The following is a 24,739-nucleotide window of genomic DNA, read 5'->3' on the forward strand; positions in this document are numbered from 1 at the left end:
CCGATGAAATGGTTTACGCGGCTTTCCGGATCGCGCCGTCGGCTGCCTGCCTGATGGCGCCGATATTGGCGCGATAGGCCGCCTCGCTGCCGCCCTTGAAGATAGCCGAGCCGGCGACCAGCACATTGGCGCCGGCCGCGGTGACCAGCGGGGCGGTCTCGGGGGTGACGCCGCCGTCGATCTCGATGTCGATCGGGCGATTGCCGATCAGCGCCTTGACCCGCCTGACCTTGTCGATGACCGCCGGAATGAACGCCTGGCCGCCGAAGCCCGGATTGACCGTCATCAGAAGCACCAGATCGAGCCGGTCGAGCACATATTCGATGACGCTTTCCGGCGTCGACGGGTTCAGCGACACGCCGGCCTTCTTGCCGAGATTCCTGATCGCCTGCAGCGAACGGTCGAGATGCGGCCCGGCCTCGGCGTGCACGGTGATGATGTCGCAGCCGGCATCGGCGAAGGCGGCGAGATAGGCGTCGGCCGGCGCAATCATCAGGTGACAGTCGAAGACCTTGTCGGTTCGATCGCGGATCGCCTTGATCACCGGCGGACCGAAGGTGATGTTGGGCACGAAATGACCGTCCATCACGTCGAGATGGATCCAGTCGGCGCCCGCCCGGACGACTGCTTCGACCTCGTCGCCGAGCCGCGAGAAATCCGCAGAAAGCACCGAGGGGGCGATGATTGTCTTGGTACCCATGGTCGTCGGCTCCATTCCGTCTTCGGTTTCCGGTCGCTGCACACCAACCGGCGTCATCGTGTCAGCGCGCCTTCGTCTCCGGTTCGCCTTCGAGCTTGCCTTCCGCGAACACGCGGCTGCCGCGAATATCGGATTCTTCAATGGTGATAAGGTCGGTCTTCGTCAACACCCGGTCGCGCGACGTGAAAAGCCGGTTGGCCTGGCGAAGCCGCGCCCGGTCGAGCCCATTGCGGACCGAGCGAGCGTTGGAGAAATGCGGCAGCCGCATGCGGATCGGCAGATATTCTTCGAGCGCCTTGGCCGCCGCCTCGCTGAGACGATAATTCTGTTCCGCCAGCATGATCTCGGCGATCGATTTGAGCTCGCCGACGCCGTAGTCGGGAAAGTCGAGGTGGTGGGCGATGCGCGAGCGCATGCCGGGATTGCTGTTGAAAAAGCGGTCCATCTTGTCCTTGTAACCGGCAAGAATCACAACCAGGTCGTCACGGTTGTTTTCCATGCATTGCAGCAGGATCTCGATCGATTCCTGGCCGTAGTCACGTTCGTTCTCGGGCTTGTAGAGATAGTAGGCCTCGTCGATGAAAAGCACCCCGCCCATGGCGCGCTTGATCACTTCGCGGGTTTTGGGCGCGGTGTGGCCGACATACTGGCCGACGAGATCGTCTCGCGTCACTGCGACCATGTGGCCTTCGCGGACATAGCCGAGACGATGCAGGATTTCGGCCATCCTCAGCGCCACGGTGGTCTTTCCGGTGCCGGGGTTTCCGGTGAAGTTCATGTGCAGCGTCGGCGCGCCCGAGGTCAGGCCGAACTTGCGGCGAAGCCGGTCGACCAGGAGCAGCGCCGCGATCTCGCGGATGCGGGTCTTGATGGGCTTCAGGCCAACGAGTTCGCGGTCGAGCTTGCCCAGCACCTCATCGATATTGGACGCCGCGAATTCGGCCTGCAGATCGACCGATTCGTCCGGCGCGGCAGTGCCCTTTGCTATCGCGTCCAGCATGGTTTCGGCTAGCTCCGCTCGCCTTCGGGCCTGTCGGTCGCATAAGGCACGATCGAATAGCCCTGGCTGCGGCCGTCGCGCTCCTGGCGCAGCAGCCGGAACCCGGGTTCGTTGGGCGGCCGGTTGACGATGAACGACATGCGCGGCGCTTCCCAGCCCTTGCTCGAATCGAAGGCGGTGACCCGGACATACATGTTGGGCATGGCTTTCCGGCAATTGTTGATTTCCAGCAGGATGCCCGCCGGGTCCTTCAGGTCGAACATCGGGTTGCCGTACATTTCCCAATAGGTGTTTCGCGGATGCGGATCGTCCGTGTACTCGATGCTGACCGCCCAGTGGTTTTTCAGCGCGTATTTGATCTGCGCCGAAATCTGCTCATCGGTCAGGTCGGGCAGGAACGAAAACTGTCCCTGCGTGACCTTGTTTCCCGGATTGGTCATCATGGCGACGGTTCCTTTCGTCTAGAAGCTGGGCGTTGCGGTTGGCACGAAGTCGGCCGTGTCGGTCGATTCGTAGTTGAAGGTGACGTCCTTCCAGGTCTCCAGGGCCGCCTTCAGCGGCGTGCACCATCTGGCCGCCTGTTCGAGGATTTTGGTGCCTTCGCGCAGATAGTCGCGGCCCTCGTTGCGGGCGAGGATCATCGCTTCCAACGCGACGCGATTGGCCGTTGCGCCGGCCTGGATGCCGTCCGGATGGCCGATCGTGCCGCCGCCGAACTGCAGGACGACGTCCTCGCCGAGATAATGGATCAGCTGGTGCATCTGGCCGGCATGGATGCCGCCCGAGGCGACGGGCATCACCTTGTTGAGCGAGGCCCAGTCCTGGTCGAAGAACAGCCCGGTTTCGAGGTTCTGCGGCGTGCGCTCCTCGCGCAGCGTGTCATAGAAACCCTTGATCATCAGCGGGTCGCCTTCCAGCTTGCCGACCACCGTGCCGGCATGGATGTGATCGACGCCGGCCATCCGCATCCATTTGCAGATGACGCGAAAATTCATGCCGTGGTTCTTCTGGCGCGAATAGGTCGAGTTGCCGGCGCGGTGCAGGTGCAGGATCATGTCGTTGCGGCGTGCCCATTTGGCCATCGACTGGATCGCCGTGTAGCCGATGACCAGGTCGATCATGACGATGCAGGAGCCAAGCTGTTTTGCGAATTCGGCGCGCTCGTACATCTCCTCCATCGTGCCGGCGGTGACGTTGAGATAATGGCCCTTGACCTCGCCGGTGGCGGCCGACGCCTTGTTCACGGCCTCCATGCAGTAGAGGAAGCGGTCGCGCCAGTGCATGAACGGCTGCGAGTTGATGTTCTCGTCGTCCTTGACGAAGTCGAGGCCACCCTTCAGCGCCTCGTAGACGACGCGGCCATAGTTGCGGCCTGACAGGCCAAGCTTCGGCTTCGTCGTCGCGCCGAGCAGCGGCCGGCCGAACTTGTCGAGCCGCTCGCGTTCCACCACGATGCCGGTCGCCGGGCCCTGGAAGGTCTTCAGGTAAGCCACAGGGATGCGCATGTCCTCGAGCCGCAAGGCCTTGACTGCCTTGAAGCCGAACACGTTGCCGATGATCGATGCGGTCAGGTTGGCGATTGAGCCCGGCTCGAACAGGTCGAGGTCGTAGGCGATGTAGGCGAAGTACTGCTGCTCGGTCTTGGTGCCGGGACCGGTGTTCGGCACCGGCTCGGATCTGAACGCCTTGGCGCGGTAGAGCTCGCAGGCGGTCAGCCTGTCGGTCCACACCACCGTCCATGTCGCGGTGGAGGATTCACCGGCGATGGCGGCCGCAGCCTCCTCGTGGTCGACGCCTGGCTGCGGCGTGATCCGAAACATGGCGATCAGGTCGGTCTCCTTGGGCCGGTAATCCGGCTCCCAGTAGCCCATTTTCTTGTAGGGGATGACGCCCGACTTGTAGCGTTCCTTGCCTTCCTTGAGCGTGCCAGCTGACGGCATGTCGATCTTGTTCATGACAGGTCTCCTGTTTGCCGCTCAGGCGGCTTTCGCGGTTGCGATTTGCGGGTCGAGTTTTCCCGCGGCATAACGTTTGGCCATCTCGTCCATGGCAATGACCCTGATCTTCGAGGCGTTGCCGGCGGTGCCGAAGCGCTCGAAGCGATCGCGGCAAAGGTCGCGCAGGGCATCCATGGCGGGTTTCAGGAATTTGCGCGGATCGAATTCGCGCGGGTCCTCCGTCGCGACGCGGCGGAACTGCCCGGCCATGGCCATGCGGCAATCGGTGTCGATGTTTACCTTGCGCACGCCGTAACGGATGCCGCGCTCGATCTCCTCGACCGGAACCCCAAAGGTCTGGGGCATCTCGCCGCCATATCGGTTGATGACGTCCTGCAGTTCCTGCGGTACCGAGGAAGAGCCATGCATGACCAGATGCGTGTTGGGCAGCTTTTCGTGGATCGCCTCGATCACCTGCATGGCGAGGATGCCGCCGTCGGGCTTGCGGCTGAATTTGTAGGCGCCGTGCGAAGTGCCGCAGGCGATCGCCAGCGCGTCGACCCGGGTGGCGGTGACGAAGTCGACCGCCTGATCGGGATCGGTCAAAAGCTGGTCGTGGGAAAGCGCGCCTTCGGCGCCATGCCCGTCCTCGGCCTCGCCCTGGCCGGTTTCCAGCGAGCCGAGCACGCCGAGCTCGCCTTCGACGGAAGCGCCGACCCAATGCGCCATGCGTGCGACACGTTCGGTGATGGCGACGTTGTAGTCGTAGCTCGCCGGCGTCTTGGCGTCCGCCATCAACGAGCCGTCCATCATCACCGAGGTGAAGCCGTGGCGGATCGCCGAAAGGCAGGTGGCTTCGTTGTTGCCGTGGTCCTGATGGATGCAGAGCGGAATGGCCGGATGCATTTCGGTCAACGCCTCCATCATCTTGGCCAGCATGATGTCGTTGGCATAGGAGCGGGCGCCGCGCGAGGCCTGGATGATGACCGGTGCGTCGCAGGCCCTGGCCGCCTCCATGATGGCAAGGCCCTGTTCCATGTTGTTGATGTTGAATGCCGGAACGCCATAGCCGTGCTCGGCGGCATGGTCGAGAAGCTGGCGAAGGGTGATGCGGGCCATTTTGGGGTCCTTCCTAGATGATGAGCTTCAGCGCCGCTGCGGCGACGGCTTCGGGCGTGATGTCAAAATGCCGGTAGAGATCCGGGGCAGGGGCGCTGGCGCCGAAACCGGCCATGCCGACGAAAGCACCGGTGTCGCCGATCCAGCGGTCCCAGCCGAGCCGTGCTGCGGCTTCGACGGCGACGCGCGGCGCCGAGCCGAGGACCGCCTTGCGGGTGTCGGCATCCTGTTCCTCGAACAGCTCCCAGCACGGCATCGAGACGACGGCGGCGGCGATGCCGTGCTCGGTCTCCAGCCGTTCGGCGGCGGCAACGGCGATCTCGACCTCCGAGCCGGTGGCGATCAGCGTCACGGCGCGGTGCCCGGCCGGCTCGCGCAGGACATAGGCGCCCCGGCTGGACAGGTTCTCTTCGCTATCTGTGTGGCGCAGCATCGGCAGGTTCTGCCGCGAGAGCACCAGCACGCTCGGCCGGTTCTTGCTCTTCAGCGCCAGTTCCCAGCACTCCGCCGTTTCGATGATGTCGGCCGGACGGAAGACGTTGAGGTTGGGCGTTGCCCGCAGCATCGCCAGGTGCTCGATCGGCTGATGGGTCGGGCCGTCCTCGCCGAGACCGATGGAATCATGGGTCATCACATAGATGACGCGCTGGCCCATCAGCGCCGAGAGCCGCATCGCGCCGCGGGCATAGTCGGCGAAGCACAGGAAGGTGCCGCCATAAGGCACGAAGCCGCCATGCAGCGCGATGCCGTTCATGGCCGCAGCCATGCCGTGCTCGCGGATGCCGTAGTGGATGTAGCGGCCGGCATAGGCACCAGGCGCTATGCGATCCATGCCCTTGGTGATCGTCAGGTTCGAATGCGTCAGGTCTGCGGAGCCGCCGACGGTCAGCTCGGTTGCGGCGTTGATGGCGCCGAGCGCCATTTCGGAAGCTTTTCGCGTTGCGACCTTTGTCGCCTTTTCGACATGCTCCTTGCGGAAAGCGGCGAGCGCTTCGAAGACCGCGTCGGGCAGGGTGCCGGCGACCGCACTCTCGAAGGCCTGGCGCTGCGGCGAGGCGGCAAGCCGCTGCTGCCAGGCGTGCCGCGCCGCTTGCCCACGCTCGGCACTTTCGCGCCAGGCGAACAGGATGTCGTCCGGCACCTCGAACGGCGCGCAGGCCCAGCCGATGTTCTCGCGCGTCGCGGCGATCTCGGCCTCGCCCAGCGGCGCGCCGTGCGTCTTTTCCGAGCCGCCCAGGTTGGGCGCGCCCTTGCCGATCACCGTTCGGCAGGCGATCAGTGACGGCCGGTCCGACTGCTGCGCCGCTTCGATTGCCGCAGCGACGGCTTCCGTGTCGTGGCCGTCCACCGACTGCACATGCCATCCGGCGGCTTCGAACCGTGCCGGCTGGTCCATCGATGTCGACAGCGACGTCGGTCCGTCGATCGAAATCGCATTGTCGTCCCAGAAGACGATCAGCCGGGCGAGCTTCAAGTGACCGGCAAGGTCGATCGCCTCGTGACTGATGCCTTCCTGCAGGCAGCCGTCGCCGGCGATCGCATAGGTGAAATGGTCGACGAGATCGGCGCCGTGGCGGGCAGCAAGCATGCGCTCGGCCAGCGCCATGCCGACGGCGGTCGAGATGCCTTGTCCAAGCGGACCGGTCGTCGTCTCGATGCCAAGCGCATGGCCATATTCGGGATGTCCGGCGGTGCGGCTGCCCAGCTGGCGAAACCGCTGCAATTGCTCGATCGGCATGTCTTCGTAGCCGAGCAGGTAGTGCAGCGCATATTGCAGCATCGAGCCGTGCCCGGCCGAAAGCACGAAGCGGTCGCGATCGGGCCAGTTGGGCGCCGACGGATCGATGTTGATGAAGCGGCTGAACAGCACCGTCGCGACGTCGGCCATGCCCATCGGCATGCCCGGATGACCGGAATTGGCCTTTTGGACGCTGTCCATCGCCAGCGCGCGAATGGCGTTCGCCATGTCGCGCTCCGAGACGGCGGCGACGGGCTTCAGGGCTGCTGCTTGGCTGTTCATGGCGTCCTCCTCACGACACACGGTTCTTGCGTTCGATCAATTGCAGGATGAGCGGCGTCAGGATCAGCTGCATGGCAAGATCGAGCTTGTTGCCTGGCACCACTATGGAATTCGGCCGCGACATGAACGAGTCGTGGATCATCGAAAGCAGGTAGGGGAAATCGATGCCGCGGGGATTGGCGAAGCGGATGACCAGCATCGATTCGTCGGGCGTCGGGATCCAGCGCGCGATGAACGGGTTTGACGTGTCGACGATCGGCACGCGCTGGAAGTTGATGGCGGTCTGCGAGAATTGCGGGACGATGTAGCGGACATAGTCCGGCATGCGGCGCAGGATGACGTCCATCACCGCCTCGGTGGAATAGCCGCGGGTTGCCCGGTCGCGATGGATCTTCTGGATCCATTCGAGGTTGATGACCGGCACCACGCCGATCCTGAGGTCGGCATGCCTGGCCAGGTCTATCTTGTCGGTGACGACGCAGCCATGCAGGCCCTCGTAGAAGAGCAGGTCGCTTGGCGGGAATTCGCGCCATTCGGTAAATTGTCCGGGCGGCGTGCCGTACTGCTTCTCCTCGTCCTCGTCATGGATGTAGGTGCGGGTCTTTCCGGTTCCGCGGCGGCCATATTCCTCAAACACCTCTTCGAGGATTGCGAGCTCGTTGGCCTCGGCATGGAAGTGGGTGAAGTTCGGATTGCCGGCCTTCTCCTCCTCGGCCACCTTGACCTTCATCGTGGCGCGGTCGTAGCGGTGAAAGGCGTCGCCTTCGATGAAGGCGGCGTCGATGTTCTCGCGCCGGAAGATCAGCTCGAAGATGCGCTTGACCGAGGTGGTGCCGGCGCCTGACGACCCGGTGATGGTGATGATGGGGTGCTTTGCCGACATGATGCTCAGGCCCTGAACAGGCCGCGGCGGCTGAACAGCGGTGCACGCTCGCCGATCGCGCTGGGCTCGGTGTGGTAGCGGGTGATGCGCGCGACCTCGCGCGCCGATCCGAACACCACGGGCACGCGCTGGTGCAGGCCCTCGGGCTCGATTTCGAGGATGCGGGTGATGGTGTCGGTGGCGGCGCCGCCTGCCTGTTCGATGAGATAGGCGATCGGGTTGGCCTCATAGACGAGGCGCAGCCGTCCCTGGCGGTAACCCTTGCGCTTGTCGCCTGGATAGAGGAACACGCCGCCGCGCATCAATATGCGGTAGCAGTCGGCGACGAGGGAGGCGATCCAGCGCATGTTGAAGTCCTTTCCGCGTGGGCCTTCAGTGCCTTCGAGGCAGTCGTCGATGTAGAGCCGCACCGCCTCGTCCCAATGCCGGTAGTTGGCGGCGTTGATGGCGAACTCCTGGGTACGCTGCGGGATGATCCGGCTCTCGTAGGCCTGGACGAAGGTGCCGAGCCTGGTCGAGAGAACGAAGACATGCGTGCCGCTGCCGAGTGACAGGACCAGTGCCAGCTGCGGCCCGTAGATGAAGAAACCGGCGCCCAGCTGCTTCACGCCCGGCTGCAAAAAAGAGGCGGCCGGATTTTCGTCCGGCGCGCCAGTTGCAGGGAGGAGCGAGAAGATCGTTCCGATCGACACATTGGTGTCGATGTTGGAAGAGCCGTCGAGCGGGTCGATGGCGATGGCGAGAGGCGCCTGGCTGTCGAGCAGAACTGGCTGCTCCAGTTCCTCGGAGGCGTAGAGCGCGACCGGAGCGTGGCGCATGGCATCGAGGAAGATGTCGTCGGCGAAGATGTCGAGATCCTTCTGGATATCGCCGTCGGCATTGGCGCTGCGGGTCCCGGCAAAGGCGGTGCCGAGCACCCCCTGATTGATGGTGTTGCGGACCTTGGTGGCGGCCTGCGTCAGCTGACGAACGGTCGCGACGACTGCCGAACGCAGTTCGTCGGGTGGGCCGAGATAGGAATTCAGAAATGCGTCGAGCGTTGCCGCTGGCATCGTAACCTCCCGATCCAGCCGCAACTCCTCCGGCCGGATTGGGGAATGAGAACAAACTGCCATGGATAAGTAAAATTCAATAACTTTACTTTCGTGCTAAAAAAAATTTAGTATGGCGCATGAGAAACCTCACGCTCAAGCAATTCAAGACCGTTCAGGCCATCATCAGCCATGGAAAAATCGTTAGCGCGGCCAAGGTGTTAGGCTTGTCTCCTCCAGCTGTGACGATCCAGTTGCGGCAGGTCGAGGAGGAGTTCCAGCTGGCCTTGTTCGACCGGACGTCGGACGGCATGCGTCCGACTGCCGCAGGTCTGGCCTTCGTCGAGACGGCGCAGGCGATCGAGGAGCGGCTTCGCCTGCTCGAAGACAAGATGGATGCGATCAAGGGCGTGCGTATCGGCAGCTTGCGGCTCGGCGTCGTTTCCACCGCCAAATATTTCGCGCCGCGGCTGATGGCCGGCTTCATGAAGGAACATCCCGACATCGACATGCGGCTCGCCATCGGCAACCGCGCCGAAACCATCAACAGTCTTAAGAACCACGACATCGACATCGCGCTGATGGGACGCCCGGCGAGGGAAGTCCCGGTGCGTGCCTCGGTCTTCGGTGATCACCCGCTGGTCATCATCGCGCCGCCCGACCACCCGCTGGCGTCGGCGCGCGAGATATCCAAGGAGCGGATCGCCGAAGAGCATTTCCTCATCCGCGAGCCCGGCTCCGGCACGCGCATCTCGCTGGAAATATTCCTCAGCGACGTGCCCGGCCGCATCGACGATCTCGGCGTCGAGATGGGCTCGAACGAGACGATCAAGCAGGCGGTGATGGCCGGGCTCGGCATTGCCTTCATCTCTGCCCACACCATCGCCGCCGAAACCGAAGCCGGCCGGCTGGTCATCCTCGACGTCGTCGGCATGCCGATCCGCCGGCAATGGTTTTCGGTGATGCGCAGCGATCACGCGATCTCGCCGGCGATGGCGACGTTCCACGATTTCCTGATGCGCAAGGGCGCGATGTATCTGCCCCTGTTCGGCAAGCTCTATCCGCACGAAGGACCGAATATTGGAGGTCGCGCCTGAATTGAGGGCGGAATGCGTCGCTGGCAGCCACCTGCCAGGGCGGCTAGTTCGATTTGCCGAGAGCTTTCAGGACAAAGCGAATCTGCGTGCGCAGGCCCGCTTCGGTGTCTTCGCCGTGTTGAACGCAGTGCTCGATCAGAATCGGGTGGAAGAACGGCGTGAACGCGGCGTTGACCGCACGCGCCGCTTCTGCCGGGTCCTCGACCTTGAGTTCGCCCGCCTCGGTCCCCTCGCGAATGATCGCCTCAAGGATTTCCAACATTCGCTCGACATGCGCCTTGATGACCGCCCGATTCTCGCGCAGGGCGGCGACGATCAAATCGTGCATGCTTCTTTCATTGATCAATTTCGTCTTGTTGTGCCGGTGAACGGCGGTCAGGAGCCGGTCGAGTTTCTCCAAGGCCGGCGCGTTGGTGCGTGCGATCGCAACGGCGATGTCCGCGACCTCGTTCACGATCTGCCTGCAGATGGATTCGTTGATTGCATCCCTGGAGGAAAAGAAACGGTAGACGTTCGCCCGGCTCATGCCGAGTTCGGAGGCGATGTCGGCTACCGACGTCTTATGGTAGCCGATGCGGCGAAAATGCGCCTCCGCCACCTCCAGGATGCGAGCGCGCACCTCGTCGGGATCCGTTCGCGGTCCGACCGGATGATTCATCGATGTCTCCAGAGCTGATGATGGATCTGCCGGGCTCGCCCTGAACGATCATTTGCAAGCGGTAAGGTCGTGCGACTGGCCCTGCGTATGTTCAGGCAAAGCCAGCGGCGAAATCTTGGTCCGCCTGCTCGACAACGGGGCCCTATTCAGCAGCAATTGCCGTGTGCATTTCCAGTTCCTCCGCCGCGCCCTCACGGACTTCGTCGGCAGTCGGCTTGATGCCGAACCACGCGGCGTAGAGCGCGGGAAGGAAGAGCAGGATCAGCACCGTGCCAACCGCCGTGCCGCCGATCAACGTATAGGCCATCGATCCCCAGAAGACGGAGTGCGTGAGCGGGATGAAGGCCAGCACAGCGGCGAGTGCCGTCAGGATCACGGGCCTCGTGCGTTGCACCGTCGCCTCGATGACGGCGTGATAGTCATTAAGGCCGGCAGCTCGGTTCTCCTTGATCTGTTCGGTCAGGATCAGCGTGTTGCGCATCAGGATGCCGGCCAGTCCTATCATGCCCAGAATGGCGTTGAATCCGAAGGGCTGGTTGAAGGTGAGCAGCATCGGCACGACGCCGACGAGACCAAGCGGCGCCGTCAGCATCACCATGGCCATCGTCGAGAAGGATCGCACCTGCAGCATGATAACAATCAGCATGGCGGCGATCATTGCCGGAAAGACTTTGCCCAGTGCGGTGTTGGCCTTTTCAGCCTCCTCGATCGATCCGCCCAATTCGATGCGATAGCCGGCCGGAAGGGATGCAATCAGCGGCTGAAGGGCCTTCATGATCGCCTTGGAAACCTCTGGCGGCTGAGTCGCTTCGTTGATATCCGAGCGGATCGTGATGACAGGCGTGCGATCGCGGCGCTTCATGATCGGCTCTTCCAGACGGATTTCCGAATGGCCGATCTGGTCGAGCGGAATCGGGCGACCGTCCCGGCTCATCAGTGAGAAATCCGCCAGACGCGCCGGATCCAGCCGCTCGTCGCCGGCGCTGCGTGCGACGATTGGGACATTGCGGATATCCTCGCGAACCTGCGTGACGGGGATGCCGGTGAGCAGGAACTGGAGCTGCTGGCCCACCTCCGCCGGCGACAGGCCGATGAGGTTCAGTCGATCCTGATCCGGGACGAAGCGAAGCACGGGCGTGCGATTGCCCCAATCCCGGTTCGCCTGCCGCACGTCCGGGACGCCCCGCATGATGTCGAGGGCCTTTTCGGAGATGCTGTAAAGTTGCATGGGGTCAGGTCCCATGACCCGGAACTCGACCGGGAACGGCGTGTAGGGCCCGAACACGAGTTGCGTGACGCGGATATTGGCCTCGGGTGCAAGCCCCTCAGACACCGCCTCGCGCAGCCGGTGCTTCAACGCCTCACGCGCCTCGGCGTCCGGGGTGAGCACGACGATCTTGGCGAAGGCAGGATCAGGCAGTTCCGGCGCCATCGCGAAGAAGAAGCGTGGAGCGCCCTGACCGACATAGCTGGTGACGATCCTGGCCTCGGCTTGGTCGTCCAGCCAGCCTTCGAGCTTCTCGACCGTAGCGGTCGTCGTCTCGATGCTGGTGCCTTCAGGCAGGCGAATCTCCACCAGCACTTCGGGGCGGTCGGACGTCGGGAAGAACTGCTGTTTGAGAGAGCCCATGCCGACAACGGAAAGCACGAAGGCGATGCCAACGATACCGCTGATCATGAACTTGTGGCGCACGGCGAAGGTGATGAGCCGCCGCAAGCGCCGATAATTGGGTGTGTCATAGATCGCGTGGTGACCGCCTTCGACCGGTTTGATCGCGGGCAGCATCTTGACGCCGAGGTAAGGTGTGAAGACCACCGCGACGATCCAGGAGACGATGAGGGCGAACCCTACGACCCAAAAGATGTTGCCGGCGTATTCGCCGGCCGTCGAGCGCGCGAAGCCCACCGGCAGGAAGCCGGCGATCGTCACGAGCGTTCCCGACAGCATCGGCGCCGCGGTGTGGCTCCACGCATAGGCGGCCGCCTTGATGCGGTCCATGCCCTCTTCCATCTTCACCACCATCACCTCGATGGCGATGATGGCGTCGTCGACGAGAAGACCAAGCGCCAGGATGAGGGCGCCGAGCGTGATGCGGTCGAAGAACCGGCCAGTTTCCAGCATGATGAGGAACACGACGGCAAGTGTCAGGGGAACGGCGGCCGCCACCACGATGCCGACGCGCCAACCCATGCTAATCAGGGCGATCAGCAGCACCACGCCGAGCGCCATCGCGAACTTCATCATGAATTCGTCGACCGCCGAGGTGATGTTGACGGCCTGGTCGGTCACCTTGTCGAGCGTCATCCCGAGCGGCAGCGTCTGTGCGATGGCCGCCGTCTTGTCCTCCAGCGCCTTGCCGAGCGCGAGACCATCCCAGCCCTCCTGCATGACGGCCGCGAGCATGATGGTGGGCTCGCCCTGACGTCGGATAAGGTAGGTGGGAGGGTCTTCATAGCCGCGCCGGACCTCGGCGATGTCGGAGAGCTTCAGCGTCCGCCCGGCAGCGACAATCGGCGTGTCGGCGATCGCCTGAACGCTGTCATAAGCGCCGTCCACCCGGATGAAGACCCGCGGCCCCTGGGTGTCGATGGAGCCTGCCGGCGTGAGGGTGTTCTGCCGCTGCAAGGCGGCGACGATGTCCTGTGCCGACACGCCGAGGGTGGCCAGCTTGGCGTAGGAAAATTCGACGAATATCTGTTCGGGACGTTCACCAAGGATGTTGATCTTCTTGACGCCGGGCACGTGCAGGAGGTCCTGGCGGATCGCCTCGGCCTGTCTCGCCAACTCACGCATCGGCATGCCCTTGGCCTTCAGCGCGTAAAGGGCGAAGCTTACATCCGAATACTCGTCGTTGACGAAGGGCCCGAAGACGCCGGATGGCAGGTTGCGGGCTTCATCCCCGAGCTTCTTGCGAGCCTGGTAGAACTCATCCTGCACGACAGATGGCGGTGTGCTGTCCTTCAGCGTGACCGTCATATACGCGTAACCCGGCCGAGTGGTCGTCTCGACCCGGTCGTACCAGGTCAGCTCCTGAAGCCGCTTCTCCAACGGTTCGGCGACGAGGTCCTGCATCTCGCGCGCCGTTGCGCCCGGCCATGCCGTCGTGACCGTCAGGGTCTTGATGGTGAAGTTGGGGTCCTCCGCCCGCCCGAGCATGACGAAAGCGTAGGCGCCGGCGGCCACCAGCAGGAGGATGAAGAACAGGGTAACGGCGCGTTCGCGAACGGCGATCGCGGAGAGATTTAGGTTCATCATCAGTTGCCCCTGCTTGCGGACGCGGTCCTGACGCGAGCGCCCTCCTGCAGGAGATGGGCGCCGAGCGAAACAATCGGATTGCTGGAGTTCAGTCCGGAGACCACAGCGGTTTCGCTGGTCACACGAACAAGCTTGACAGGCTGAAACTGTACGGTCGAGGTGGCGCTGTCCAGGACCCAAACGCCTGTCTTCTCGCCGTCATCGAGCACGGCTCCCAGCGGCACCTGGACTTCCCGCTGGCGTGCCTGGCCCGCAAGCCGAATGGTTACCGTCGCGCCAAGCGGTGCTGCCGCGGCCTCACCGTCGAGCACATAACGGGCCTCATAGGTACGGGTCTGGGCATCGGCGGAGTTCGATAGTTGCCGGAGATGTGCCGTATAACGACGCCCATCGCCGCCATACACGCTGGCCTCGGCCACCGACCCAATCGCCGGCCGGATCGTTTCGGGAAGCGCGACCACCGCTTCGCGGGAGCCGGCCTTGGCGATCCGGACCACTGTCTGGCCGGCGGAGACGACCTGCCCCGGCTCGCCAAGCGTTTCGACCACCGTTCCATCCGCGTCGGCCAGCAGGACCGCGTAGATCGCCTCGTTCTCGGCGACCCGTGCTTCTGCTTCGGCGGCGGCGAGTTGCGCCTCGGCCGTATCCACCGCGGCCTTCGCCTGCTCGTAGCGCTGTCGGGGGACCCATCCATCCCTAAGCAAACTGGCGTATCGCCGTTCATCCGGTTCCGTCTGAACGACTGTTGCGCGGGCTGCGGCAACGGCGTTGCGCTTCGCCGTGAGCGCGAGGCGAAGGTCGGTGTCGTCGATGCGCATCAGTGGCTGACCAGCCTTGACCTCCTGACCCACATCCACGAGCCGCTCCACGATTTTGCCGGGGACACGAAAGCCGAGATCGCTCTGCACCCGCGCCCCGACGATACCGGTGAAGCCGCGTTCGGATCCGGTCACCGGCGCTGCCGTCACCAGTCTGACGATCGGCGGTTCCTGCCTCGGGTCGCCTACGGCGGAGGCTCCCTGCGTAGGAATGGCAAGTGTGGCAAATGCCGCCGCTCCTGACATCGCGATCAGCACGCCCCCCAGCACAACAGCGGGTCTCTTTTTCACGTTCGTCGCCTCTCAAGAAAGATTGCGTTTGACCTTTACATCGGCCCCACGGACGTGAGCCCAGCAGCACGCAGGCTGCCGTCTGCAAGGCGGGTCGGTGCATTGGCATCGGCGCGCAGGTGGCTCTCTGACGACACCGTCACCTCCTCGCCGGACCGCGAGAACGCGTAGAGCGGGCCGCGGTGGCCGGGCATCGAAAAGGCCACGGAGTCGCCGTCGGCGAGGCCCATGACGACGCGCTGCGGATCGCCGCCGGTCTTCGGCGCGAATGTGGCGGTGACCTCCAGGCGGTCGCCTTCGGCCGGGACGTAATAGACGACCATGTCGAGGTGTCCCTCGTGCAGGCTGCCGGCTTCGATCGGGCGTCCTATGGTGGCTTCCTCGGCAAACGCCGGGGCGGCAAGAAACAGCGCGGCCAGAACCGAGGCACTCAGGGTTTTGCGGATCATCTCGTATCTCCATTTTTTTAGATTGCGTTCGAACTCTATAACTGAGTTAGATTACGAATGCAATCTAAAAAATGAAAATTTATGATGCATGTGAGTCGCAGGCGCATCGCGCAGACAGAATGGAGGGCTGCCCGATTGACGCGCTCGGTTCGGATGCCGCCGGGCAGGGCGCCGACGTGAGGCATCATTCGAGGCCGGGGATCAGGGAATACTCTGGAATGCTCGATAGCTGGGTTGGCGAGGGCAGGGCAAGGAGCCCAACTGCAAGGCCATTCTCTCGACAACGGCCGGCGCGGTGCTCCTCTCGCGACCGTCAACGACGAGCGGCTGTCGAAGCGGTTCCCGCAAGCGGCCGTCGAGCACGCGCTGATGGGGTCGGCATGGCCACGGGCTAGCGTACCCGCGGTTACGCTGCGGGCCGCTGACTGCGCTTCTGCTAGCCTGCAATTGGTTCGGCGACAGCCTCTTCGAGGCCAGTTGCCGCTTGGGCGGCAAGACCGCGGGCCGCTGCTTGTGAATCGTAGAATTCCTCAAGCGCATAGACCTTGCCCCACCGCAGCGTGAACACGTGGAGACCGCTGTTGACGTAGGACGCGTCGCCGTTGAGCAGCGTCGCGGTGCCGTCCCACTGGGCAAATACGGTGGTGTGCCACGGCCAGCCCTTCACCCAGACGTGGTTGACCGTGAGATGGAGATTGGGCAGGACGCGGCCGAGGCGCTCAAACCAGCGGCGCACGGCTTCCTTGTCGTGGCGCTCACCACCAAGCGCGTGGGCGCCGGAAACGCGGTGATGGACATGCGGCACGAGTGCTTTCACCGCCTCATCCCAGCGATGGTTGTTGACGTGGTCGAAGCTCTGCCGGATCGATTTCTCGACGATATGACTGTATAGCATTTGAGCTCTCCTCCAAATTGGATTGCGTTCGTACTCTATATTTGTTATAGATGTCGAACGCAAGCTAATTTAAGGAGGTCTACATGCGTGTGAGTCGCATTCAGGCGGCGGAAAACCGCGAAACCGTGATCAATGTGGCAAGCCGGCTTTTTCGGGAGCGCGGCTTTGACGGCATCGGCCTCAAAGACCTGATGCAGGCTGCCGGGCTGACCCAGGGCGCGTTCTACAAGCAGTTCGCCTCCAAGGACGATTTGGCGGTGCAGGCGTCGAGGCGGGCGATGGAGAGCGCCACGCTGCGCTGGTCGGCCGCGACTGCGGCAAAATCCGAGGATCCGCTTGGCGCCGTGATCGCATTCTACCTCAGCATGGGCCATCGCGGAGAAAAGATGGACGGCTGCCCGATTGTCGCGCTCGGCTCGGATGCCGCCAGACAGGGCAGCGAGGTGAAAGCGTCGTTCGAAGCCGGGATCAAGGAGCATCTCGAAATCCTCGGCCGTTTCATTGCCTACGCCAAAGCTGAGGAGCCCGATAGAAAGGCCATGGCCATTCTCTCGACGATGGTCGGCGCGCTGATGCTGTCGCGCGTCGTCAACGACCCGGATCTCGCCCAGGCCTTCCTGGACGCGGCGACCGGACAGGTTCGCGAAGCAGCCGGCGGATGAACGGCGTGCGCAGCGTTGGCGGCGCAGCCAAATTGATAGGAAAATAGATGCGACGGATTGTTGTTACAGGCATGGGAGCGGTCACGCCCCTTGCTGCCGATGTCGAAGCGTCGTGGTCGCGGCTGCTGGCCGGTCGCTCGGGCATCCGCAGGCTTCCGGACGCTATGGTGGCAGACCTCCCGGCCAAGATCGGCGGGGTGGTTCCCTCGCCGGAAGACGATCCGGAGGCTGGTTTCGATCCGGATACCGTCCTGGCTGCGAAGGACCAGCGCAAGGTAGACCGGTTCATCATCTTCGGGCTCGCCGCTGCACAAGAGGCCCTCGCGCAAGCAGGGTGGGCGCCCGTCTCGGAAGCGGATCGCCTGCGCACGGCCACGATCATCGCCTCCGGCATCGGCGGCTTCCCCGCCATCACCGAGGCGGTGCGCACGGTCGACCAGCGCGGCGTCCGCCGCCTCTCGCCGTTTACGGTGCCGTCCTTCCTGGTGAACCTCGCGGCGGGCCACATCTCGATCCGCCATGGCTTCAAGGGGCCACTCGGCGCGCCGGTGACGGCGTGCGCGGCCGGCATCCAAGCGATCGGCGATGCGGCCCGCCTCATCCGCGCCAACGAAGCCGATATCGCCGTGTGCGGCGGGACGGAAGCCTGCATGAACATCGTCAGTCTTGGTGGTTTTGCTGCAGCACGATCTCTTTCGACCGGCTTCAACTGGGCGCCGGCTCAGGCGTCACGGCCTTTCGACGTGTCGCGGGACGGCTTCGTCATGGGCGAAGGAGCCGGCGTGCTGGTCATCGAGGAATTGAGCCACGCGCTGGCGCGCGGCGCGAAACCGCTCGCCGAGCTCGTCGGCTACGGCACGACGGCGGATGCGCATCACGTCACCTCCGGTCCCGAGGATGGCGACGGGGCGCGCCGAGCCATGCAGATCGCAATTGCCCAAGCCGGCATCTCGCCGCGTGAGGTTCGCCACCTCAATGCGCACGCGACCTCGACGCCGGTCGGTGATCTCGGGGAAATGGCGGCGATCAAAACACTCTTCGGCGCAGATTCCACCATCGCCGTCAGCGCAACCAAATCGGCGACCGGACATTTGCTTGGAGCCGCCGGCGGGCTTGGAGCCATCTTCGCAATCCTGGCGCTCAGGGATCAGGTGGCGCCGCCAACCCTCAATCTGGGCGCGCCGGATCCCGCCGGCGACGGCATCGACTTCGTCGCAAACCAGGCCCGGCCGATGGCAATGGACTACGCGATCTCAAACGGCTTCGGCTTTGGCGGCGTCAATGCCAGCGCGCTGTTCCGGCGCTGGACGGACGAGTTGGCCGGTGCGAACGCCAGAGGCGCTCATAACTGACTCCGACCTTTCATGCTTCTTCCATGCCAATCCAAAATCAGTCCAACCCCAGAGAAAGAGATGATTTCAATGAACAAGACCAATCCTGGCGTCGCCCTGGTGACGGGGGCGTCCTCCGGCATCGGGCGCGCGACGGCCATAGCTTTGCAAAGCGCCGGTTTTCGCGTGTTCGGCACCAGCCGTCGCGCAGCCGCCAAAAACTCCGACGGTCTGACCATGCTGTCCTGTGACGTGACCGATGACGCGTCGGTGGCGAAACTGGTCGATGACGTGCTGGCCGAGACCGGGCGCATCGATCTGCTCGTCAACAATGCCGGCATGGGTCTGTTTGGTGGCGCGGAAGAGTCCTCAATGATCCAGGCTCAGGCACTGTTCGATGTGAACGTCTTCGGCGTGCTCCGCGTGACCAACGCGGTCCTGCCGATAATGCGCCGACAAGGCAAGGGTAGGATCGTCAATCTGAGTTCGGTGCAGGGGTTCATCCCAGCTCCCTATTTCGCACTTTATGCTTCGACCAAACATGCCATCGAAGGCTATTCCGAATCGCTCGACCATGAACTGCGCCCGTTCGGGATTCGCGTTGCATTGGTCGAACCCGCTTATACCCGCACGTCGTTTGAAGATAATCTCGCCAAGCCGGACCAGTTGCTTGATATTTATGACGCTGCGCGCGCTGGCATGAACGCAGTCGTGCGGAAAGCAATGGAAAAAGGCGATTCGCCCGAATTGGTCGCCAAGACGGTTTTGGCGGCTGCGACCGATCCCGTTCCGAAGAGGCGCTATGCTGCGGGAAAAATGGCGCGCCAGGTCAGTCTCCTGCGCCGTTTCGTCCCCGCATCCGCATTCGACAAGAGCCTGCGTAAGCAGAACGGGCTGCCGGTCTGACGACATCGAAGACACCCCGTGAAGATCGGAATCATCGGCCCTGGAAACGTCGGCGCCGCATTGGCGCAGCGCAACCTGAAGCAATTGCCTAGAACGCCCCGGCGGTTGTTGGTGTTAGATAAGCGATATGTTATATTGCAGTGCGAAAGAGTGGGGGCCACGTCCTTTCACACCCGTAAGCGATCTGTATGTGCGACCCCTGCAGTCTTGTCGGTATCTCGGAAACCTCCCGGGCATGGGGTTCGGGAATTCGATGGGGGTAATGGGGCAATGCTTTACACGCTGGTTATGATGGTCTGCCTGACGGATGTGCCGCAGACCTGTGAACAACGCGAGCAGATGGTGGACGGCCTGGCGATGAACCCAGGGACCGCCTTCATGCAGGCGCAGCCGCTGGTAGCCCAGTGGATCGAGACGCATCCCGGTTATTTCGTGCAGCGCTGGCGCGTGCTGCCCGGCCGGGGAACGTGAGATCCGCTGCGGAGATAGAGGTTCTACTTCTTTGCGGCGAGGGTTTCCGAGACGGCCTTGGACAATTGATAAAGCCGCTGCTCGATGATCGTCGGCACTTCACAGACGTAAGTCAGTGATTGGACGCGTTCATTGAAAATTCGCGTTGCGAATTTCAGCTGTTCGGTTCGCCGTTCGATGTCGTCGGGATCCGCATCCGGCATTGCCCGCAACGCATCGACGTCGGACGCTGCCTTGCGCAAGGCGGCGGCCATTTCGAGCTGCTTGTGGGCGTACCGGGAAATGCCTGAGATCACCTGCGAACGCTCGGCGTCCATGTGATCGAACATGCCTTGCACCAGCATCGCCATCTTCGGCGCAAGCTGCTCGGCCGGCAGCGAGGCGGCGAAATCCTTGATTTTCTTTTGGGCTTCGGCGATCGGCATCCGCCGGGCCGCCACCTCCTCGACCAGGGTGGAGACGGCAGGGTCCTTCGAAAAATCCTTCGCCGCTGGCGGAAGCTCCGGCCCATTCCAGATCTGGCCGAGCGAGAGTTGCGGCACCTTGCGCTGTATGCAGGGCCAGTCCGGATCGGTATTCGCTGCCCTGGCGTTCATGCTCGGCGTCAGCATGGCAACCACAGCCAGGCTGCGAACAAGGCTCATTCGTGCCATCAGGCATTTCCTCCGGTGTCTTGTTTGCGGGTCACCAGGCCGCGCGAAGGGTCATAGGCGATGATGGCGGCGGCAAGGAACAGAACAGTGCAGCCGACAACGACGCCCAGCGACAGCCACTCGATCTGGCCGTAGAAGGCGAAGCGGATCAGTTCGACGGCATAGGTGAACGGATTGGCGAGGCAGATCTTGTGCAGCAGCGGGCTCGCCTCCTGGATGCGCCACAACGGATAGAGCGCCGGCGAGGCGAAATAGCCGGGAAAGATGACGAAGTTCATGATGCCGGCGAAATTTTCGAGCTGCTTGATCATCGACGACAAAAGCATGCCGAGCGCGCAAAGCATCATGCCCGACAGGAACAGCGCCGGCAGCACCATGAGATAGCCGATCGGCGGCGCCTTGACGCCCCAGAACCAGGCAATGATCAGGAACGCATAGACCTGCGCGATCGATACGGATACGCCGGCGAGCATCTTCGACACCAGCAGGAACCAGCGCGGGAAGGGGCTGACCAAAAGGGTGCGCATGTTGCCCATCTCGCGGTCATAAACCATCGACAGCGAAGACTGCATGCCTGAGAACAGCAGGATCATGCCGCACAGCCCCGGCGTGATGTAGACCTCGTAGAGCACGTAAGTCTTGTAGGGCGGGATGATCGACACGCCGAGCACCTGCCGGAATCCGGCGGCAAAGATGAACAGCCAGATGAGCGGCCGAACCAGCGAGGATATGAAGCGCTCGCGCTGGTGCAGGAAGCGCAGGCATTCCCGCAGGACGACGCCCTGGAGGCAGATGAGATAGTGGCGCAGGCCGAATTTCTCGAACTTCTCCGGAAAGATGCCGGCGACTTTTTCGGGTATTGAAGGAGCGCTCATGGCGATATCCCCGCGGTGCCGGCCGCCTCGATGCGGCTGAGCCTGGAAAAGGCGTCGCGGATCGAGCCGGCGCCGCTCGTCCTGACGACATCGGCCACCTTGCCCTTGGCGACCAGTTCGCCCTGGCGCAGCACGACGACATGGTCGCCGTCGTCAACCTCGTCGATCAGATGCGTTGCCCACAGCACGCCGATGCCCTCGGTTTCGACGAGCTTGCGGATGGTGGCGAGAATGCCGGCGCGCGACTGGATGTCGAGACCGACCGTCGCCTCATCGAGCAGCAGTAGCGACGGGCGGTGGAGCAGCGCCCTGGCGATCTCGATGCGCCGCATCTGGCCGCCGGAAAGGCTGCGTGCCTTGTCGTGCTGGCGGCCCGGCATGTCGACGATATCGAGCAGCGCGGCAATGCGCTGCCGGGCCTCGCGTCCGCCGATGCCATGCAGCGCGGCGTGGTAGGAGAGGTTCTGGTGGACGCTGAGGTCGAGGTCGAGCGTGCGCGCCTGGAACACGATGCCGACCCGCCTGAGCGCCTCGCCCGAAGCGCGGCTGACGTCATGGCCGAAGATGCGGATCGATCCGCGGCGCGTGTCGTAAAGATGGCTGATCAGCGAGAACAGCGTCGTCTTGCCGGCGCCGTTGAGACCGAGAAGCACGGTGAACGTCGCCGGCGCGATCGAGAACGAGACGTCGCTGAGCGCCGGCTTCGAACCATAGGAATGGCTGACGCCGGCGACGTCGAGCGCCGCCACCTGATCTCCCGGTCCGTTTGTCCTCACATGCTGCACGCCGGTCGGCTCCCTTGTCGTCGACAATAGTCTGGCCCAAGTCTAGCCCACGGGGCGCGATCGCGCAGGTCCTGCTTTTCAAACCTTACTTGATCGTGATCGTGCCCTTCATGCCCTTGTCGGCGAGGTCGGGCACCGACCATGTGTAGATGCCGGGCCTCACGGTGGTGAACTGTACCTGGATGGTGCCGTCGGCGTCGAATTCGAGCCATGCGGGTGCGCCGTTCATGTGCACCTCGAGGTCGTTGATGACGATCTGGTTGTTCCACACATTGCGGAACAGGTCGGTGTGGAATTTGTACTCCAGCCCGCCGGCCGCGGTGATCTTCCAGCGATAGCCCTGGCCGGCGATCAGCTCAAAATCCTTCTGGTTGGCGGTGAACTGGTCTTCCTTGCTGCCGAGGATAAGTTCCGGCACGTCCTTGCTGGCCCGGGTCGCCTTCTCGACTTTCGGACTGGCCTCCGTGCTGGCCGCTCCGGCGGCGGCGTCATCGTCATCGCCGTCCTGCGCCCAGACCTGGCCCTGGGTGAGCGCCATGCCCACCAGCGCAGCGAAAGCGACTGCCCGAAATTTCCGCATGATTTCCTGCCCTTCTGCTGTTTTTCTGTCGGCTTGATTCACTTGGTTTATTCAACGGTTCATGTGGCGGAATTCAATTGGGCGAGACGACGACGCCCCACGGCAGCGCGCCGACGGTCACCGACTGCACCGGCTCGTCGGTCGCCACGTCGATGAAGGTGATGTCGTTCGACACGCCGTTGGTCGAGATGATGGTCTTCTGGTCCGGGGTGAAAGCAAGCTGCCAGACGCGTTGGCCGACCAGCACATATTTCTCGACCTCGTATGTCTGCGTGTTGACCACCGCGACGCGGTTGGCCGGTCCGAGCGCCACATAGGCTTTCTTGCCGTCGGCGGTGATGCGCACACCGACCGGCTGGATGGATTCGGGCCTCAGGCCGGCAACCTCGAAGGTGATCTTCTGGACGACTTCGCGCGTTTGATTGTCGATCACCGAAACCGTGCCACCGATCTCGGCACTCACCCAGGCCTGCTTGCCGTCGGGCGTGAACTCGATGAAGCGCGGACGCGCGTCAACCAGCACGTTGTCGGTGATCTCGTGCGTCGACGTATTGATGAAATGCGCCATGTTCGTCGTTTCCGACGTGTTGACCATGGTCTTGCCGTCCGGGCTGACACCCATGCCCTCCGGTTCGACGCCGACCGGGATTTCCGCCAGCACTTTCTTGCCCTCGATGTCGATGACGGTGACGAGATTGTCGTCCTCATTGGCGACATAGAGCGTCTTGCCGTCAGGCGACAGCACGAACAGCTCCGGGTCGGGCCCGGAAGGCAAGGTGTCGACGATCTCCAGCGACGCCGTGTCGATGACCTCGATCGAATCATCGTCGCTGGCGCAGAGATAGATGTGCTTGCCGTCGTGCGAGATGGTGATGCCGCGCGGACGCTGCCCGACATTGACGGTCTTCACCACCTGCATCGTCGCGGTGTCGACGACGGTCATCGTGTTGTCTTTCTCGTTGGAGACATAGGCCATGTAGGCCGACGCCGGACCGGACATGAAGCCGGTCGCAACTATGGCGAGTGCGCAAGCTCGTCTCTGCACTGAAATTCCTCCCAAACTTTTCTACTTAAGCACGCATTTTGTTTCCGGCTCGTCGACCCCGAGCGTATCGAGCTCCGACAACTGGTGCAAAAATCCCTCCTGCGGCGAGGTCGAGACGACCGACCTGGTGTCGCCGAGGAAGATCGGCTGCCGCAACTGCTGGTTCCATTTGCGGAAGGTCAGTTTCTGCCCCTTGAAGGCGGCGATCGAAAAATCGTCGGAGCGGATGAAATCGGCCATCTTGCGCGGGTCGGCGCCCTGCGTGCGGGTCGCCGCCTCCCCGAGAATGCGCACCGCGGTCCACGCCGCCATGTCCTTCGACACCATGCGGCGGCCGTTTGCCTTGGCGAAGCGGTTCTGGATCTGGGTGCCGCCCCATTGCTCGCTGGCCGGATGCCAGGCCAAGGGAGTGAGGCCCGCGGTGCCGGCGACCGGCCGCGGAATCCAGGTGCGGAACGGAACGTAGGTGCCGAACACCTCGCTTTCGTCGGCGACCAGCAGCACATCGTGCTCCGGCAGGTCCTGGGTGAAGACAGGCATCTGCCGCTGGATCTGGACGACGCCGGAATCGGTCCGCCGCGCCGTGCCGGTATCCTCGAACAGCTTTTCGCCGACGATCTCGCCGCCGAAGCGCGTCGCCGCCCGGCGCAGCGCCTCGGCAAAAAGCTGGTCGCGCTCGTGCGAGCCGTAGATCAGCACCCAGCGCCGCCATTGCTTCCAGATGAGATATTGCGCCAGCCCGTCGGCCAGCATGCTGCGCGTCGGGATGGTGTGGAAGATGCTGGCGCGGCATTCCTCCTCGCGAAGACTGTCGTCGGTGGCGCCGGCGTTGAAGATCAAGACGCCGTTGTCGCGGGCAAGATCGGCGATCGACAGCAACTGCCTGGCCGAGAGGTCCGCGACCACATAGCGGTTGCCTTTGGCGATCATCTCCTGGAAGGCCGGGACGACATCGGCATCCGGCTTCACCTCGGTCACGTCGAGGCTGAATTTCTGGCCGAGGAAGCTGCCGGTCGTGTTGTTGTCGGCAATCGCCACATTGCCGCCGGCAACACCTTCATCGCGCGGCGGGACGTCGAGCACCGACAAGGCCAGTTGCGGCGCATAGGCGCGCAAATAGCCTATCTTGATCTCGGTCAGCTTTTTTTCCGGCTTGGCCGTTGCGGTCGGCTGCTTGCCCGTCGCTTCCTGGGCGAGCGCGCAAGCAACGTTGACGGTCAGGGAAAAAAAGCACAAAAAGGCCGCCAGAGTGCCCGGCACCGCGCTCGTCATCGATA

The 24,739-nt window shown here is 63.3% G+C and carries 24 protein-coding genes; 5 read left to right on the forward strand and 19 right to left on the reverse strand.

The genetic code is table 11. The annotated features are described in order from the left end of the window. Positions 1-13: 13 nt before the first annotated feature. The 8 genes from rpe to AC0L2B_RS19510 form a co-directional block, all read right to left on the reverse strand. On the reverse strand, positions 14-700 hold the full coding sequence (gene rpe / locus AC0L2B_RS19475; protein WP_287237896.1) for a ribulose-phosphate 3-epimerase: 687 nt from the start codon (positions 698-700) through the stop codon (positions 14-16). A 61-nt stretch (positions 701-761) separates the two neighbouring features. Further along, positions 762-1,700, reverse strand: a complete 939-nt coding sequence (gene cbbX / locus AC0L2B_RS19480) for a CbbX protein (protein ID WP_473746478.1) — start codon at positions 1,698-1,700, stop codon at positions 762-764. An 8-nt stretch (positions 1,701-1,708) separates the two neighbouring features. Next, positions 1,709-2,143 (reverse strand): ribulose bisphosphate carboxylase small subunit, encoded by a 435-nt coding sequence (locus AC0L2B_RS19485; RefSeq protein WP_473746479.1) that lies wholly within the window; start codon positions 2,141-2,143, stop codon positions 1,709-1,711. A gap of 18 nt (positions 2,144-2,161) precedes the next feature. Next, on the reverse strand, positions 2,162-3,655 hold the full coding sequence (locus AC0L2B_RS19490) for a ribulose-bisphosphate carboxylase large subunit (protein ID WP_023797691.1): 1,494 nt from the start codon (positions 3,653-3,655) through the stop codon (positions 2,162-2,164). A gap of 21 nt (positions 3,656-3,676) precedes the next feature. Then, positions 3,677-4,756 carry a class II fructose-bisphosphate aldolase gene (gene fba, locus AC0L2B_RS19495; RefSeq protein WP_128246251.1) on the reverse strand — a complete coding sequence of 360 codons (1,080 nt, stop codon included), beginning with the start codon at positions 4,754-4,756 and terminating at the stop codon, positions 3,677-3,679. 13 nt (positions 4,757-4,769) lie between these two features. After that, complete coding sequence (gene tkt, locus AC0L2B_RS19500; protein WP_473746480.1) at positions 4,770-6,776, reverse strand: transketolase; 2,007 nt, start codon at positions 6,774-6,776, stop codon at positions 4,770-4,772. Between the two features lie 10 nt (positions 6,777-6,786). Further along, the gene (locus AC0L2B_RS19505; RefSeq protein ID WP_023797694.1) at positions 6,787-7,659 is read right to left on the reverse strand and encodes a phosphoribulokinase; all 873 of its coding nucleotides are present in this window, start codon (positions 7,657-7,659) and stop codon (positions 6,787-6,789) included. A gap of 5 nt (positions 7,660-7,664) precedes the next feature. After that, the gene (locus tag AC0L2B_RS19510) at positions 7,665-8,711 is read right to left on the reverse strand and encodes a class 1 fructose-bisphosphatase (protein WP_023797695.1); all 1,047 of its coding nucleotides are present in this window, start codon (positions 8,709-8,711) and stop codon (positions 7,665-7,667) included. Positions 8,712-8,830: 119 nt separating this feature from the next. Here AC0L2B_RS19510 and AC0L2B_RS19515 point away from each other — a divergent pair, with 119 nt between their 5' ends. Beyond that, a complete protein-coding gene (locus AC0L2B_RS19515) occupies positions 8,831-9,787 on the forward strand; it encodes a LysR family transcriptional regulator (protein ID WP_473587370.1) in 957 nt (318 codons plus the stop codon). 43 nt (positions 9,788-9,830) lie between these two features. Here the strand turns inward: AC0L2B_RS19515 and AC0L2B_RS19520 are convergent, their stop codons facing one another. From AC0L2B_RS19520 to AC0L2B_RS19540, 5 genes are all read right to left on the reverse strand, one after another. After that, positions 9,831-10,445 carry a TetR/AcrR family transcriptional regulator gene (locus tag AC0L2B_RS19520; protein WP_473746481.1) on the reverse strand — a complete coding sequence of 205 codons (615 nt, stop codon included), beginning with the start codon at positions 10,443-10,445 and terminating at the stop codon, positions 9,831-9,833. A gap of 142 nt (positions 10,446-10,587) precedes the next feature. Next, positions 10,588-13,698: an efflux RND transporter permease subunit gene (locus AC0L2B_RS19525; protein WP_473746511.1), complete on the reverse strand. Its 3,111-nt coding sequence runs from the start codon at positions 13,696-13,698 to the stop codon at positions 10,588-10,590. Between the two features lie 2 nt (positions 13,699-13,700). Continuing rightward, the gene (locus AC0L2B_RS19530; RefSeq protein ID WP_473746482.1) at positions 13,701-14,810 is read right to left on the reverse strand and encodes an efflux RND transporter periplasmic adaptor subunit; all 1,110 of its coding nucleotides are present in this window, start codon (positions 14,808-14,810) and stop codon (positions 13,701-13,703) included. A gap of 35 nt (positions 14,811-14,845) precedes the next feature. Further along, positions 14,846-15,259 carry a hypothetical protein gene (locus AC0L2B_RS19535; protein WP_473746483.1) on the reverse strand — a complete coding sequence of 138 codons (414 nt, stop codon included), beginning with the start codon at positions 15,257-15,259 and terminating at the stop codon, positions 14,846-14,848. A 436-nt stretch (positions 15,260-15,695) separates the two neighbouring features. Continuing rightward, positions 15,696-16,154, reverse strand: coding sequence for a nuclear transport factor 2 family protein (locus tag AC0L2B_RS19540; RefSeq protein ID WP_128173337.1), 459 nt, complete (start codon positions 16,152-16,154; stop codon positions 15,696-15,698). Positions 16,155-16,237: 83 nt separating this feature from the next. Between AC0L2B_RS19540 and AC0L2B_RS19545 the strand changes: the two genes are divergently transcribed. The 4 genes from AC0L2B_RS19545 to AC0L2B_RS19560 all read left to right on the forward strand — a co-directional run bounded on the left by AC0L2B_RS19545 (position 16,238) and on the right by AC0L2B_RS19560 (position 19,524). Continuing rightward, positions 16,238-16,816: a TetR/AcrR family transcriptional regulator gene (locus AC0L2B_RS19545; RefSeq protein ID WP_473746484.1), complete on the forward strand. Its 579-nt coding sequence runs from the start codon at positions 16,238-16,240 to the stop codon at positions 16,814-16,816. 47 nt (positions 16,817-16,863) lie between these two features. Continuing rightward, a complete protein-coding gene (gene fabF / locus AC0L2B_RS19550) occupies positions 16,864-18,168 on the forward strand; it encodes a beta-ketoacyl-ACP synthase II (protein ID WP_473746485.1) in 1,305 nt (434 codons plus the stop codon). A gap of 69 nt (positions 18,169-18,237) precedes the next feature. Further along, positions 18,238-19,053, forward strand: a complete 816-nt coding sequence (locus tag AC0L2B_RS19555) for an oxidoreductase (protein ID WP_473746486.1) — start codon at positions 18,238-18,240, stop codon at positions 19,051-19,053. A gap of 270 nt (positions 19,054-19,323) precedes the next feature. Further along, a complete protein-coding gene (locus AC0L2B_RS19560) occupies positions 19,324-19,524 on the forward strand; it encodes a hypothetical protein (protein ID WP_023797709.1) in 201 nt (66 codons plus the stop codon). Positions 19,525-19,547: 23 nt separating this feature from the next. Here AC0L2B_RS19560 and AC0L2B_RS19565 read toward each other — a convergent pair whose 3' ends face one another. The 6 genes from AC0L2B_RS19565 to AC0L2B_RS19590 form a co-directional block, all read right to left on the reverse strand. Beyond that, positions 19,548-20,177 carry a hypothetical protein gene (locus AC0L2B_RS19565; RefSeq protein ID WP_473746487.1) on the reverse strand — a complete coding sequence of 210 codons (630 nt, stop codon included), beginning with the start codon at positions 20,175-20,177 and terminating at the stop codon, positions 19,548-19,550. Next, positions 20,177-21,052, reverse strand: coding sequence for an ABC transporter permease (locus AC0L2B_RS19570; RefSeq protein ID WP_473746488.1), 876 nt, complete (start codon positions 21,050-21,052; stop codon positions 20,177-20,179). The genes AC0L2B_RS19565 and AC0L2B_RS19570 overlap by 1 nt, the downstream gene beginning before the upstream one ends. Beyond that, on the reverse strand, positions 21,049-21,801 hold the full coding sequence (locus AC0L2B_RS19575) for an ATP-binding cassette domain-containing protein (protein ID WP_473746489.1): 753 nt from the start codon (positions 21,799-21,801) through the stop codon (positions 21,049-21,051). Before AC0L2B_RS19575 ends, AC0L2B_RS19570 begins: the two co-directional genes overlap by 4 nt. Before the next feature lie 121 nt (positions 21,802-21,922). Then, positions 21,923-22,417 carry a cupredoxin domain-containing protein gene (locus AC0L2B_RS19580; RefSeq protein ID WP_473746490.1) on the reverse strand — a complete coding sequence of 165 codons (495 nt, stop codon included), beginning with the start codon at positions 22,415-22,417 and terminating at the stop codon, positions 21,923-21,925. A 73-nt stretch (positions 22,418-22,490) separates the two neighbouring features. Then, positions 22,491-23,417: a YVTN family beta-propeller repeat protein gene (locus tag AC0L2B_RS19585; protein WP_473746512.1), complete on the reverse strand. Its 927-nt coding sequence runs from the start codon at positions 23,415-23,417 to the stop codon at positions 22,491-22,493. A 66-nt stretch (positions 23,418-23,483) separates the two neighbouring features. Then, positions 23,484-24,734 carry an ABC transporter substrate-binding protein gene (locus AC0L2B_RS19590; protein ID WP_128166450.1) on the reverse strand — a complete coding sequence of 417 codons (1,251 nt, stop codon included), beginning with the start codon at positions 24,732-24,734 and terminating at the stop codon, positions 23,484-23,486. Positions 24,735-24,739: the final 5 nt, after the last annotated feature.

Source organism: Mesorhizobium sp. WSM4815 (genome assembly GCF_055811575.1).

Bases quoted from the DNA above. Each gene is read 5' to 3' on its own strand.
- AC0L2B_RS19590 (WP_128166450.1), bottom strand. From the start codon at position 24,734: ATGACGAGCGCGGTGCCGGGCACTCTGGCGGCCTTTTTGTGCTTTTTT.
- AC0L2B_RS19505 (WP_023797694.1), bottom strand. From the start codon at position 7,659: ATGTCGGCAAAGCACCCCATCATCACCATCACCGGGTCGTCAGGCGCC.
- fba (WP_128246251.1), bottom strand. From the start codon at position 4,756: ATGGCCCGCATCACCCTTCGCCAGCTTCTCGACCATGCCGCCGAGCAC.
- AC0L2B_RS19515 (WP_473587370.1), top strand. From the start codon at position 8,831: ATGAGAAACCTCACGCTCAAGCAATTCAAGACCGTTCAGGCCATCATC.
- AC0L2B_RS19565 (WP_473746487.1), bottom strand. From the start codon at position 20,177: ATGGCACGAATGAGCCTTGTTCGCAGCCTGGCTGTGGTTGCCATGCTG.
- AC0L2B_RS19545 (WP_473746484.1), top strand. From the start codon at position 16,238: ATGCGTGTGAGTCGCATTCAGGCGGCGGAAAACCGCGAAACCGTGATC.
- AC0L2B_RS19555 (WP_473746486.1), top strand. From the start codon at position 18,238: ATGAACAAGACCAATCCTGGCGTCGCCCTGGTGACGGGGGCGTCCTCC.
- cbbX (WP_473746478.1), bottom strand. From the start codon at position 1,700: ATGCTGGACGCGATAGCAAAGGGCACTGCCGCGCCGGACGAATCGGTC.
- AC0L2B_RS19485 (WP_473746479.1), bottom strand. From the start codon at position 2,143: ATGATGACCAATCCGGGAAACAAGGTCACGCAGGGACAGTTTTCGTTC.
- fabF (WP_473746485.1), top strand. From the start codon at position 16,864: ATGCGACGGATTGTTGTTACAGGCATGGGAGCGGTCACGCCCCTTGCT.
- AC0L2B_RS19525 (WP_473746511.1), bottom strand. From the start codon at position 13,698: ATGAACCTAAATCTCTCCGCGATCGCCGTTCGCGAACGCGCCGTTACC.
- AC0L2B_RS19520 (WP_473746481.1), bottom strand. From the start codon at position 10,445: ATGAATCATCCGGTCGGACCGCGAACGGATCCCGACGAGGTGCGCGCT.
- AC0L2B_RS19585 (WP_473746512.1), bottom strand. From the start codon at position 23,417: ATGTCCGGTCCGGCGTCGGCCTACATGGCCTATGTCTCCAACGAGAAA.
- AC0L2B_RS19490 (WP_023797691.1), bottom strand. From the start codon at position 3,655: ATGAACAAGATCGACATGCCGTCAGCTGGCACGCTCAAGGAAGGCAAG.
- AC0L2B_RS19570 (WP_473746488.1), bottom strand. From the start codon at position 21,052: ATGAGCGCTCCTTCAATACCCGAAAAAGTCGCCGGCATCTTTCCGGAG.
- rpe (WP_287237896.1), bottom strand. From the start codon at position 700: ATGGGTACCAAGACAATCATCGCCCCCTCGGTGCTTTCTGCGGATTTC.
- AC0L2B_RS19535 (WP_473746483.1), bottom strand. From the start codon at position 15,259: ATGATCCGCAAAACCCTGAGTGCCTCGGTTCTGGCCGCGCTGTTTCTT.
- AC0L2B_RS19560 (WP_023797709.1), top strand. From the start codon at position 19,324: ATGCTTTACACGCTGGTTATGATGGTCTGCCTGACGGATGTGCCGCAG.
- AC0L2B_RS19540 (WP_128173337.1), bottom strand. From the start codon at position 16,154: ATGCTATACAGTCATATCGTCGAGAAATCGATCCGGCAGAGCTTCGAC.
- tkt (WP_473746480.1), bottom strand. From the start codon at position 6,776: ATGAACAGCCAAGCAGCAGCCCTGAAGCCCGTCGCCGCCGTCTCGGAG.
- AC0L2B_RS19580 (WP_473746490.1), bottom strand. From the start codon at position 22,417: ATGCGGAAATTTCGGGCAGTCGCTTTCGCTGCGCTGGTGGGCATGGCG.
- AC0L2B_RS19510 (WP_023797695.1), bottom strand. From the start codon at position 8,711: ATGCCAGCGGCAACGCTCGACGCATTTCTGAATTCCTATCTCGGCCCA.